This window comes from Pseudoflavonifractor phocaeensis, from assembly GCF_038439875.1.
Lineage (GTDB): Bacteria > Bacillota > Clostridia > Oscillospirales > Oscillospiraceae > Vermiculatibacterium.
In genome coordinates this window covers 153,606-167,584 of record NZ_JBCDMT010000002.1, presented here as the reverse complement: position 1 = coordinate 167,584, position 13,979 = coordinate 153,606, and the positions used below count along the sequence as shown (strand labels likewise).

1 protein-coding gene (only partly in view) is annotated in these 13,979 nt (G+C 66.3%); it reads right to left on the bottom strand.

Every position in this 13,979-nt window falls within one protein-coding gene, locus AAEU42_RS03160, for an RCC1 domain-containing protein (protein ID WP_342232078.1), read on the bottom strand. The gene is 102,660 nt long; 17,701 of those nucleotides lie to the left of the window and 70,980 to its right, leaving coding positions 70,981–84,959 in view — codons 23,661 (complete) to 28,320 (partial); reading right to left, the first codon wholly in view occupies positions 13,977–13,979. Both the start codon and the stop codon lie outside the window.

The following is a 13,979-nucleotide window of genomic DNA, read 5'->3' as shown; positions in this document are numbered from 1 at the left end:
AGGGTGTCGCTGACCACCGTATCGCTGCCCTTGATCTTCACGAAGGCGTCCACGTTGGCCACCAAGGTCTCATCCGCGCAGGGCACATAGCCGGTGTAGAGCTTGTAGGTCTTGCCGTCCACCGTCACGGTGCTCTCGTTGCCCAGGGCCACGCTGTCGTTGTAAGTGGTCTCGGGCGGGATGTTGTGGGCCAGGACCCGCAGCTCGTTGAGGGACAGGTCCACCCGGACGATATCCACCGTGAAGGACCGGCTGTTGAGGCCGTTGGTGGAGCGGACGTAGCCGTAAGCGGTGTCCACCACATCGGGATCCAGCAGATCCAGGTTCAGCCCGGCGATCTTGTTCTCGTGGCGCTGGAGGGTGAACTCGGCGGTGGAGCTGATGCTGGCCCCCACCAGGGCGCCCTCGGCCACGCTGGTAAATACCAGGTCGCCCACGGTGATGTCGGTGGGAACGTAGAGGGTGAAGTGGCTGCTGGAGGGGTCGTCCCGCACGGCGGTCAAGATCTGGCCGTCGCCATAGTGGAGGGCCACCTTCTCCAGATCGGTGTCGGCGCTGTTGCGGTAGATGCTGAGCACCGGGTAGTCCTCGAAGGCACCCGTGGCCCCGCTGCCGGGCAGCTGGTAGGGCACACGGACCAGCAGGTCGAAGCTCTCGCTGTTGCCGGTCATGGCGTAGCCGTACTCCGTCCAGGCCCCGGCGGGGCTGCCGCTCCAGTCGCCGCCCGCCGGGCGCACGTCCACGGTGGCGCCGGCGCCGGTGGGAACGGCGTCCATGTTCAGGGTCAGGGCGGCGTCGCCGGAGGCGTTGCCCACCACTTGCTCGTAGCGCCGGAACCACTCGCCGTTGACGGTGGTCACGCTGGGGTTCACAGTGGGATCGGCCACGGGCACCTCCACGGTGTCCACGGTGACGTTCAGGCCCATGTCCACAAAGTAGACCTTCAGGCTGTAAGTCATGTCGGCGCTGCCGTCGGAGGAGACCACGTGATAGGTCAGCTCCATGCCGTCGGTCTGCGCCTGGGTGGAGAAGTCCACGGTAACGGTGCTGCTCCCCACGCCGTAGGCCGTGCCGGTGACCGCGCTCCCCAGCTCGCCCAGGATGGACGCCATGGGATGGACGGTAAAGCCGGTGAAGTCGGCGGTGGCGGCGGTGCTGGGCAGCGCCACCTCGAAGTGGGTGGCGTCCACCATATGCACCTGGGAGGTGCCCTCTCGGCGCACGTCGGTGACGTACTTCACCTCGAAGCGGTCCAGATCGGCGTTGGCGTCGGGCTGGTAGACACGCAGGATGGACTGCTCGCCGCTGTACTGGCTCTTGACCCAGACGGCGATGTCGGTGTAGCTGTAAGGCAGACCCAGCCCGTCGCTGGTGTAGGCGCCGCCGGGCTTGAGGTCGTAGTCGGCCGCGAACCAGCTGTCGCTGTGGACTCCGGCGGCCGGCTCGGTCACGGTGCCGGGCACGCCGGCGTTGACCAAGGCGGCGGCGGAGCTGGTCTGGAGATAGACCTTCACATGGTCGGTGTCGCCGTCGGCCTCGGGCAGAGCCTCGTAGACCTTGGTCTCCACGCCGTCCACAAGGAGGGTGCGCCACTGGTCGGCCAGGTTCTCGTCGGTGTCCACGTTCACCACGGCCAGACGGGTGTCGGAGCGGTAGATGACCACGGTATAGTCGCCCGCCGTGCCGTCCATGGCGGTGACGGCCAGATCGAAGTTGGTGGCCTCGCCCGTCAAGGTGGCATCCTTTACAGTGTGCTGATGGCGCACGGCGCTGTCCATGCCCGGGGTGAGCCGCACGTAGCTGAGCTCACTGGGCCCGATGACCTGGACGTCCACCACGTTGACCCGCTCGGGCACGTAGGCGCTGTACTGCTTGGTGACGGGGTCCAGGGCGGCGGTGGTGCTGGTGAGCACGCCGTTCTCGTCCAGGTACCACACCACCACAACAGCCTCGGTGCTGCTGCTGGCCCGGTAGACCCGCAGGTAGTGGTCCTTGATGATGGACAGGTTGTCCTTCCGGGCCACCTTGATCTGGAACTCGGTCTTCTCCCCCTCGCTGGCGGGGGTGAGCTTCTGGGTCCCCTTGTAGTAGCGGTAGCCGTCGGAGGGCACGGGGTTGGCGGCCTGGGCGTTCATGTCGCTGACGCTGAGCACCGCGTTGGCGGTGTCGTCGGTGACGAACTCCAGGGACACGTTGGCCTGGTTCTCCGGGACGATCTCATAGTAGATGACCTTGCCGTCCTCGATGAAGAACTTGGGCAGGCCCAGGGCGGCGTCCGTCACGGGATCGCCGTTGGTATCCAGGACCAGGATGTCCTTGTCGTCCACCCGGACCACGCCCAGCTCCAGATCCACCACCCGCACGTCCACATAGTAGTAGGCGGTGACGGTGCCGTCGGAGGAGACCACCTTCACGGCAAACCGGGTCTGGTCGGTGAGATCGGAGGCATTGTAGGTGGCGGAGCCCTTGCTGGCCGTCCCGTAGCTCTGGTCGGCGGCCGTCTTGGTCTCGTCATAGGGGGCCAGGGACACCTCGGCGCCCTGCTTGCTGGCCAGAGCGGTCAGGTCGATGACGGGGATGGTGGTCTTGACGCTGGAGACCCACACCGTGTAGCCGCCGTTGTAGCCCACAGGCACCAGGGCGGAATTCATGGTCTCGCCGTGGGTGGTGATGGGCTGATCGCTGAGGCCCCGGTAGGGATGGACGGTAAAGACGTCCTTCAGCCCGGCGTCGCTGCTCTTACGGATGATGCGCAGGTAAGAGGTCTTGTAGGTGCCCGCCGGGTCTTCCTCAGCCCGGACCCGGATCTCGATTTGGACCATCTCGTCAAAGTCGGCCAGATTCACCACCAGGTTCGCCAGGCTGGGATCGCCCACCTTGGGATCGCCCGCGCGGACGCCCACGCCGGTGGTCATCATGGCGACCGCGTCGGTGGCCCGGATGGACACGTTGGCCGTGACCTGGCTCTCGTCCACCGCCACGGTGTAGACGTCCACACCGTTCTCCACGGTGTACCAGCCGTTGGTGGCGTCGTTCAGGTTGGGCTTGGCGGCGTCCTCATTGTCGTAGTCGGCCACGGTGCCCGCCGTGTTGGCGCTCACCTGGATGGCCCGCAGGGTGTTGTCGTCGTTGACCCGGGTGAGCTTCAGGGTGTACTCCTGGGTGTAGGCCTCGCCGGAGGCGGGGGTCAGACTGCCGTCCACTCCGCGGATCTGGTCATAGTGGGTGGTGACCCGGATGGGCAGGTAGACCTCCTTGAAGGAGTAGTCATTGCCCAGCAGGTTCAGCCGGGTCAGCAGGTCGAAGTCCACGATGAAGTCGTTGCCGTCGGCAGTGGTGCCATTGACCCAGTTGCCGTTGACATCCATGACGGTGTATCTCGTGGCGCCGTCGAAGAGGTTGTCGTTGACCCCGAGGCGCACTTCGCTCTCGCTGCTGACGGTGGAGACCACCACTTCGGCGAACTTGTCCAGACGGCCCATATCCAGCTCGTAAACCAGGCCGTCGGGGGTGACCACCGGCGTGAGCAAGCTGGTGTAGGTGGCGGTGTTCAGCTCGCTCCGGCTGGCAGCCGTGCGGACCTGGAGCCCGTCCAGTCCGGTGGCGTAGTTGCCCCGGCGGATGACCAGCGGGTACTCCCTCACCATGGCGGCGTTGCCGCTCTGGGGGATGACCCGGATGGTAAAGCGGTTGACGGCCCACCGGTCGAGAAGGAGCCCGGTCAGGGTGAGGCTGGAGGCGCTGCCGCTGGTGGCCAGAACGCCGGTGCTGTCCAACAGCTGGATGGTGGCTCCGGCGGAGGCGGTGATGTTCAGCGTCTCGGTGCCGGAGAAATTGCCCTCGTAGCTGTATACACCGTTCTGGGCGGTGAGGACCGCGCCGCTGAAGCGCAGCGTGGTGATCTCGGCCCGCTCGGACTTGGGCGTGAGGATCAGGTGGTAGGTGCTGGCCGCGCCGCCGGAGACCGGCGTCACGGTGAAGGCCACGTCGGTGGCGCCGGAGGAGGCATGAGCGGCGTTGAACTCCAGCAGGCCCACACCCTCCTCGGTGCCTCTGCGGATGATGGCGTTGGGATTGGCGGTGCGGATGGTCACCTTGGTCTGGGTCTTGGCGCTGTCCACGTCGGCGCTGAGGTTGAACTGGCCCACGTTGACGGCCACGTCCCTGGCCTCCTCGGTGCCCCGGTCCAGCGTCACGCCGGCCAGGTTGACCACGGGATCCTGGCGGAGGATGCGCACGGTGTAGGTCACGTTGGCGGTGCCGTTGTAGACCTGCATCCGCAGCTCGGTGTCACCCGGCAGGGAGGTCATGTTCCAGGTATAGGTGCGGAAGGTCCCGGCGGAGGTATAGGAGCCGGTGACCTGGGTGCCGTCGGCCCGGTAGAGCCGGATCTCATCGTCCGGCCCCTGGGTGACCGCCTGCAGGGTGCCCATGGAAGAGGTCCCCACGGGCAGCTGCACGCAGTTGAACGCGCCGTAGCGGTCAACCACCGCGCTCTGGAAGGGATTCCCGGCGCTGGGCGCGCCCAGGCGGAAGCTGACGGCGGGTGTCACGTCGGCGCTCCCCCGCACCAGGGTGATGGAACCGCTGGTGTAGTCGCTGGTGCCATAGGGATAGGTGTAGATCCGCAGGGGCACCTGCTGGGTGTTCTGGGTCGCCGGGAAGGAGACCACCACGTCCCGCTCGTCGCCGCCGTAGGCCGCGTCATTGTTGCCGATGCGGACCTTGGCGAAGTCGCTGCTGGCGTTGACGGCTACCCGCACGTGGGTGGCGCCCGCGGGCACGGTATAGGTGTAGCTGCTGCCCGCGGAGGTCAAGGCCTGCCCGTTCACCGACACGTCCGAAATGGTGGCCCGGGTGCGGATGAGGTACAGCTCGTAGCCCACCGTGGCGCTGACGCCGTCGGCGGAGGTGACGGTGAAGCGGACGGGGGTGATGCCGTCGCTGTTGCCGGTGAGGGAGACCACGGCGCTCAGGCTGCCCTTGCCTGTGGTGACGTCGTTGAGGGCGATGGTCTGCCCGCCGTTGGTGCCGTCGATCTGGAATCCGGCGTGGATGGCCCCGGAGGGCACCTTGGCCAGATAGACCACCCGGCCGCCGGCCAGGGTGACCGCCTCGGCCTCCATGGAAAACTCGGGGGCGGTGCCCACGGGACTGTACACCGAGATGCCGCCGATGGCGGTCTCTCCGGCGTTGTAGTAATCCAGCACCACGGGGTAGCTGGTGGAGTTGGCCGCCACGATGGCCGCGATCTCCTCCGCGGCGTCGGCCCCGGTGAGGCCGGAGCGGAGAATCTCATCAGCGGAGGTGCGCTTGCCGGTGAGGGTCTCGGACAGTTCCTCCAGCTCCCGGGCGCCCTTGGCGGAGAGGATGGAGAAGGTATACAAGGTCTGGCCCACTTCCTCCACGGCCAGGGCGGTGAACACGCCGCCCCCGGCGCGGACGTCCAGCAGGGCGCCGCCGGCCAGGTCGCCGGCGTACAGGCTCACCACCGCCTGGGCGTTGTAGGGCACCAGGGTCAGATCCACCGGCTCGGTGCTGGAAACCATGTGGTAGTAGCGCCGGTCGGGATCGGAATACTTCACCTGGACCGTGCCGCTGTTGTCGGTGACATACACACCGCTGGGATTGTTGGCGGCGGGGTCGGTGGCGGCGGCGGTGGCCATACCGGCGGTCTGATCGTCCTCCAGCCGGTAGACGCGCACCGAGTAGGTCTGCTGGCGCACGCCGGAGGAGGAGACGGTATAGAAGACCACGGTGGTGGGCTGCTGGTTGTAGGGGTAGGACACACCAGTCAGGATGAGCTGGCCCTCGGCGCCGGTGCCGCTGATGTCACCATTGCTGACCACGCGGGTGAAGGCGTTGTCGGCGTTGATCTCCACCTTCAGCGTACTGCCGTTCTTGGCCTGGGGCATGGACACCTCGTACACGGTGGGGTTGTCCTCTCTGGGCAGGGCCTCGTAGGTGACGGTGGAGCCGTCGTCCAGGGTGGCGGTGACCAGGATCTTGCCCACCGTGGTCTCGTGGGTGGTGCGGAAGATGTTGGCGCGGTACTCCCGGGTGGCGTAGGGGGTCACGTCCTCGCCGGTGTAGAGGCTGGCGCCGGTGGTATCCACGTAGTAGAAGCCGCTGTCCCGCACCACGAAGGGCACGGGGATCTCCTTGCCCTCCTCCACCGTGTCGGGCACGGTGTAGGTGGTGGTGAGGCTGCTGCCGATGGTGATGAGGCTGTGGCCGTTGAAGGAGATGATGTCGCCGCCCTGGGTGGTGATGGCGATCTCCAGCTCGGTCTCGGACATCTTGAACTGGTAGTCCCGGCCGTCGGCGCTGACCGTGCCGGAGATGCCGTCGATGACCACGTCGTCCATCGCCACGTTGGCGTCCTTGCGCATCATGGTAAGGATGTGGGTCTCGGTGTTCTGGCCGTCCTGGCTGATCAGGGTGACCTGATAGCTCACCGTGTCTCCGGCCGTTCCGGCGGGGACGGTGACCTTGGCGGGACCGTAGTCGGCCTCGGCGGTCACGCCGGTGGAATTGCCGGTGCGGACCACCGTGAAGGGCACGCTGGCGCCAGCCACCCAGGAACTTCCGTTCCAAGTGACCTCGCTCACCGCCGTCACCACGGCGTAGGGATTGTCGGGGATGATCTCCAAAGTGGACTCCGCCGTGGGCGCGTAGGCGAAATACGCGCCGTCGGTTTGGGGCAGGTCGGAGAACACGTGGTACTCGTTGGGGTTCTCCATGCCCTCGATCCGGGCCTCCACGAAGCCGGTGGCGGCGATGCCGGACTTGTCCGCCACCTTCAGCAGATAGGTGTTGACGGTCAGCCGGTCCTGGGAGCGGACCTGCAGCTCATAGAGTCCCCGGTTACGGTCGCCGAAGTCCATGACGTACCCGGCCGCGCCGGTGGTCAGCACCCAGTTCTCCCAGTTCTCCTCCGCGCCGGCGCCTGCCGTGTAGGGACGGATGCGCACGTCGGCCTTGTCGGAGGGCTGGATCTTCACGGTGGCGTTGATGGCCTGGCTGTTGTTGGCCAGCGGATCGATATAAAGGGCATACACCTTACCGTCTGTCTCATTGACGGAGCCGTCCTCGTTCTCCCGCTTGGCGGTGAGGTACTCGCTGGTGGTGGAATTGGTGCGGGCGTTGGTAATGGTCACGATTTCCGCCGCGCTGCTCTTCTTCACCAGCTCGATGACGTATCCGTAGGAGCTGCCGGTGCCGGCCTGGAGGTAATAGGTGCCGTCGTGGGCCATGACCTGGCCGTAGAGGACGGTGGTCTCCCCGGTGACGGGCACGGTGACGTAGTCGGAGTTGACGTTGTCGTACTCCCCGTTCACGGTGTGCTTGCCGTCCCGGTAGTTCCAGTAGGCGTTCCAGCTGGCGGTGCTGACGGCGGTGCGGTCGAAGGGCAGGGCCGCCACGTCGGCGTCGCCGTCGGCGTACACGCCGGTCTTGGCGAAGTCGTCCACCGGCACCACGGAGACCGTGACGTTGGCGGCGTCCTCGCTGATGCCCACGGAGATGATGCCGCTGGTGTCCATCACGTCGTAGATGCCTTCCACCTTGTGCTCCACGCCGCCGCTGATAAAGTCGGCGTAGACCTTCACCTTGGTGTTGCCGCTCCTGGGCTTGATGATGAGGGTGTACTCTCTGGGCGGCATGTCCGCCATGCCCGGCTCGGAGGAGTAGACCCGGATCACGTACCGCGTCTCGGTCTGGCCGCCGGCCAGAGGCAGGTTGGTTTCCAGGCCGGAGAGGAGCAGTTTGTTCTTGGCCGAGCCCACGTTGTTCTGGCTGTTGGCGTACTCGGTGGTGCTGACATTGCCGGCGGCGTCCACGGCGTAGACCTTGATGTAGGTCTGGTCGTTGCCCGGCACCTCCAGGTTCAGACGGACGGTCTGGTTCACTCTGGGGGAGTTGCCGAACTCGTAAGCCGTGAAGGTATCGCCGTCCTGGATCAGGTAGCCGTCGAACCCGGTGCCCTCGCGGCCGGGCTCCACCAGGGTCTCGTCCACATTGATCCCGGCGGACTCGCTCTTGATCCAGTCCTTGTGGGTGTAGGTGATCTCCATGCTCCGCTCCAGGTTGGCGGGCACCACGTAGATGATGTACTCGCTGGTGTGCTTGATCTCCTCGGCGGCGATCTCCGCGGCGGAGGCGCCGGCGGCGGTCAGCCGGTCCACTTCGTGGGCGCCGAAGGGCGAGAGCACTCTGACGGTGTACTTCATGGCCCCCAGGCCGTTGAGGTTGGGATCCTCGCCCAGGCCCACCAGGTGGCTGGGATAGATCTGATCCAGCATCTTGGTGTAGGACACCACGCCGTCGTCGTCGCTGCCGAGCCAGGCGGCGGTATCCTGGAGCTCCAGCCGTCCGCCCTTTCCGCCGGTCAGCTCGGCGGCGTAGGGCTCCTCGTAGACGCTGCCGCCGGCGTTGTGAGGCACGTACAGCAGGTATTGCTTGGAGTTGGCGGCGGTGTTGTTGGGGCTGGAGTAGTAGCTGCTGGCGCTCATCTCCACGTTGGGCTGGCCGGGATTGGCCGTCACCCGGGTGATGGCGCTGGAGGTGGAGGTCCGCTTGAGCTGCAGGAAGTACTGGGTCTTCTTCAGCGTCTCCTGCCCGTTCTCGTCCATCTGGCCGCTGAGGGTGAAGAGGACGATGGAGATGGGCGCGGGGTCGCTGCCGTCGGCGGGCATGGTGAAGTTGACCATCTTGGTGCGGCTGCCGTCGGCCCCCGGCGTGTAGACCACGTTCTCAGGCGCGTTCACGGAGCCGTCGCCGGCGGCCACGGTGCCCTCGTCGATGAGGATATACTTCACCGTGTCGTTCTGGGGCTTCACCGTGACGCTGAAGGTGCTGGTCTGGATGGTGTCGGGGATCACCAGCTCGAAGACGGGGGCCTGTCCCTGGGTCACGGGCTGGGCCACGGCCTCCCGGTCCTGGATGCTGGAGGTGTTCCCGTTGACGTCCACCCAGTCGAAGCTGCCGGTGACCGCCTGGATGCCCACGCCGCTCTGGTCCCAGCGCAGCAGGGCCAGGATGTGCTTGACGGAGCCGTCCTCGGCCCGGACGTAGATGGGCACGTACATGCCCTTCTCCATCATCAGCCGGACGTCGGCGTCGTCCAGGGAGACGGCGGCCTCCACGTCGTTCTTGCGGGCCGCGTCGGTCCAGTCCACCGTGGTCTGGAACCGGACCGTGGGATCCACGCCCAGACTGGAGTCGAACCACTCGCTCTGGTCGGAAATGTAGATCTTGGCGTAGGCGTTGTCGGCGGTGACCCGGATCTTGGTGCTGCCGGTCCGGTTCTTGTCATACACCCGCATGTAATAGCTGTACTGGGTGGCGGCGTCGGTCCCGGTGACGGTGTGGGCCGCGGCGGCGGGCGCGCCGTCGTTGATCTGGTCGATGCGCACCTTCACATCCGTGTTGGAGGACTGGCGCAGGATGTTCACGGGGTAGTAGTTGGTATTGCCCGCCTCATCCACCACGCGGATCCACGCGGTCTGGCCGGCCTCGGTATCCACGTTGGCGTCCAGGTTCACCGTCAGGGTGGCGGTGTAGGGCCTGGGATAGAGGTCGGGATCGGCGTACAGATCGTAGGTATAGACACCGGGCGCGGGCTCCTTGATGTTGGTGGGGTTGACGTGGACGGTGCTGGTGGTGTGCACCTGCCCCGTGACGGGATCACCGGCCTGGGCGGCCAGGATCACGCTGGAGGTGGCGGTGCGCACGCCCAGATGGTACCCGGTGATCTTGCCCTGGGCGTCGGTGACGGGCACCACCGTGTAGCCGGAGTTCTCGGTGATCTCCTTCACCCACAGCAGGGTGCCGCCCTTGTCGGCATAGCGGATGTGGAGGGTGTAGTGCTTCTGGCTGGCCACGCCGCCCGTCTCCACCTGGGCCAGGAGCGGGATGTCCATGAAGCCGTCGCTCTCACCCGTCAGGGTGACGTTGGGGATCTCCACCACGTAGCTGGTCACGCCGTCGGCGGTCACCGTCACGGAGGGATAGAGGATGGTGGCCACGCCGTTGACGGTGGCGGACACCTTGGTGAACTCGTTCTTGGTGGTAAAGCGCAGGGTGACCTTGTCCCCGGTGTAGGCGGCGATGACGTTGATGATACTGGGATCGGTGTCATCGAAGCTGTAATCCTGCTCCACACCGTTCACGTTCTGCTTCTGCACGTGGGTGCCCTGAATGGTGGCGGTGAGGATGGCGGGCTCCACCTTCACGATGACCAGGTGGTAGACGGCGCCGGGATAGGCGGGATCGGCGGGCCGGACGGCGATGTAGAAGTCGGTACGGTCACCGGGCAGGCCGATGTTGTCCGCGGTGGTAGCGTCGTTGCCGTCTGCGCCGTACCAGGTATAGCTGTTACCCTTGTCCAGATCCGTGGCCAGCGCGGCCTGGGCGTCCGCCTCGGTGGCGTACACGCCCACGATGTTGGCCCCGGCCTGGTTGGTGCTGGCCTGGATCCAGGCGGCGTAGTCGATGCCCGGCTGGGTGACGGTGACGAAGTAGTAGCCCAGATCGGCGCTGTACTCGGCGGACACGTGATACCTGCCGTCCGCGGCATCCGCCGCCACGCCCAGCATGGGCGCGTCGTAGAAGGCCACGTCCAGGCCGCCCAGTCTCGGGTCGGCGCTGTCACGGTATACGCGGATGGTCTTGTTGGCCGTCTCGCTGCCCGTCACCACCTGGAAGGGCACGTCCACGTAGCCATCAGCGTTGAAGGTCAACTCGCCGCTGACGGTCCCGTCGGTCTCCTCGTGGGTGATGGACAGCTCCCGGGACAGGTAGTTCTCGCCCCAGGCGCCGGCGCCGTTGATCTGGATCTTGCTGCCGCCGGCGGTGGCGGTGACGTTCACCCGCACGGAGACGGCGTCGTCGGCCACGGTGCCCACATAGAACACGCCGGTGGCGCCGGTATCGGGATCGGTGACCAGCATTTGCTGGGGCAGGCGGTCCGTATCGTCGTTGAGGGTGACGAAGCAGTCGTCCTCCTCCAGCTGGATGTGGAGGGTGTAGGTCTTGCTGGCCACTGCGGGGGGCACGTCGCTGCTGGTGGGCACGCTGACCGTGATGGTCAGGGTGTTTTCGGCGGCCACATAGTCCACCCACTCGGTCTTGCCCAGGTAGGGCCCGCGGTAGTCGCCGCCGGGGGTGGCCAGCCGGACATTGGCGATGTCGGGCAGCAGGGCCGTGGCGGTGAGCTTGTCCAGATAGCCGTTGTTCCCGGCCACCTTGGAGGCGGGCAGGACAAGGACGTAGTCGGTGCCGTTGACGGTGTGGGCGGAATAAGAGGTGCCGTCCACGAAGGAGGCGGTGACGCTGTCCAGCTTGACCACCTGGGACTCCCGGTAGACCTTCACCTGGTGCTTGCCGGTGACGGTGTGGTTGGTGCCGTCGGCGTTGAGCGCGCCGTCGTTGGTGGTGACGGTGACGGGCACCTCGCTGTCGCCCACCGTGGGGACGACCACCTTCTGGGCGTCGTGGTCCGCGCCGTGGACACGCTGGTACTCGGCCTCGGCGGCGGCTTTCTTCACGTCCACATTGGTCAGGTCGTCAGAGGTGATCAGGGTCCGCTTGGCCTGCAGGTCGTCCCGCAGCCCGGTCAGTACCCCGGCGGCGGTAACGTCGATCCCGCTGATTACAATGATGAAGTTGTCCAGAAGCGCCTTGGCGGCATCCAGATACCCCACCAGGGCGGTGGCGGCGGCGGTGGTGATGTCCCGGCTGGTCTTAATGCTCTTCACGTCGGCCAGAGCCGTCTCCACGGCGGTCAGTTGGCTCAGGCTGTTGCTCTCGCAGATGGCTTTCGCCTTCTCCAGGGCGGCCACGGCGGAGGTCTGGGCGTTCTCCAGCCTGCGGCGGATGGCGTCAAAGGCGTCGGCGTGGATCTTGGCGGCGGCCAGATGGTCGGCGTTGGCCTGCTGGGTGTTCACCGAGACGATGCCGGTCTTGTCCGAGGCGCCGGCATAGAGGTACATCTCCTGGCCGGGCAGGACGCCGGGGTCGCCGCTCCCGGCGGGGGCGTCGGGCAGGACCACATAATAGTATTTCGCGTTGGCGTCGGCGGCGGAATCGGTGTTGGTGAAGCCCAGCGCCTCATGGATTTTGAGTGTGCTGTCGCCAGCCATGCTCTCCACGGGAGCATGACCCTTGTCCAGATCCCAGCCCTCGTCCTTGAGGGCCGCGTAGATTTTGTCGATGCCGGTGTCCTCGGAGGCGGAGACCAGGATGAGCTTCATCCAGGACTCGTAGTCCACCGGGGCGCCGTCGATCACGGGCGCGTCCACGCCGCTGGTGAAGTGGGCGTAGATCTTGCCCAGCTCCTCCATGGGCACTTCCAGGAAGGTGTAGTAATCCTTCCCCTCCAGGTTCACCCCGTCGGGGTTCTTCAGGTCGGAGGGCAGGCCGGTCTCGACCGCGCCGCCGCCGGCGGTGGGCCCGTAGCCGGTGCCCGCCGTCCGCTGCCAACCGCTGCCGTTCTGCTGCCACAGCGTCACCCGGTCGGTAGTGCACTCCAGCACGATGCGGATATCCGCCACCACCTTGCCGTCGGGCAGGACTCTGGGGATGACGTAGGCGATGGCCGCGTTGGCCAGGTCGCCGCGGCTGCTGTGCTCGTCGGCGGCGGAGGCCGCCGCATTGCTGTTCACCGCGTCCTGAAGGTTCTGGGGCACCTGGCCCAGCTGGAGGGTGCCGTTTTCGTAGTAGAACTCGCCCATGGTGAGATAGCCGTTGGTCACCAGCTTGTTGAGGTATCCGGTGGTGGCCTTCTCGGTGGCTTCCTTGCTCTCCACGTTGTCGGTGGTGTAGATCTGCTCGGTGCGCTGGCGCTCCACCACCTGCACGCCGGTCTCCACCACGTAGCCGGACTCGACATCGGCGGCCTGGAGGGTGGCGGAGCCGATCTGCACGCCCACCACCTTGTCCACGGTCCCGGTGATGTCCATGGTGGCCACCACGTCGGGATCGGTGAGCACGGTGCCGTCGGCCAGGCGGTGATTCACCAGGCTCCAGGCGGGCTCGAAGGCCGGGCCGGCGTCCTGGTTGGCGATGTAGAACCGGCTGACGTTGGCGGTCACGGTCTGGGCGCTGCCCACGGGGATGACGATGTCACTGGGCACGATCCCCGCGGAGCCGCCCAGGACCAGGGTGGGCCGGTAGGTCTTGGCCGCCTGCTCCTCCATGGGGATATCCAGGCTGGCGTCCAGGATGGAGTTGTTGCCGATCTGGCCCCGGTTGTTGTAGCCGAAGGTATACAGCAGGCCGTACCGGCTGTCGTTGTGCTCGCCGATGCGGGCGAAGGTGGAGAAGGCGCCGCCGGCGGAGACCAGCTCCGCCCGGTAGGGCTGGGAGGTAATGGTGCCGGTGCTGTCCTCCGTCTGGTATTCCACACGGGTGGGCACGTCACGCAGGGTGTCGTCGCCCAGGCCCAAGCGGCCGTAGCGGTTGTCGCCCCAGGTGTACACCGTCTGGTCGGCGGTGAGGGCAATGTTGTGGGTGGCGCCCACGGACACGGACACCACGTATTCCTCGGCGTTGGTGTCGGGGTTGGTCACGTGGATGATGTGGGGCGTGGGCTTCTTGCCCGGGGTGGGCGTCACATCGCCGCCCTCGTAGATGTGCTCGCCGTCGCCCAGCTGGCCGTAGGTGTAGTCGCCCCAGGCGATGAGCCGGCCGGTGTTCAGCATGCCGATGGTGTGGTTGATGCCGTCATAGAGCTTGATGATCTTCTCGCCGCTGTTCAGGCAGCTCAGATCCAGGTTCATGATGGCGGGGCGGTCATAGATGCCCAGGCCGCTGGTGTTGAGCTGGCTGTCGCCGTTGTAGCCCCAACCCCAGAGCGTGCCGTCGTAGCGGACGATGCGCACGGAGTTGCTGCGGGTACCGTCGGAGACGTCGATGACCTTGCTCATGCCGGTGACCAGCTGAGGCTCGTAGGCGGAGACGCCGGTGCCGGAGATACC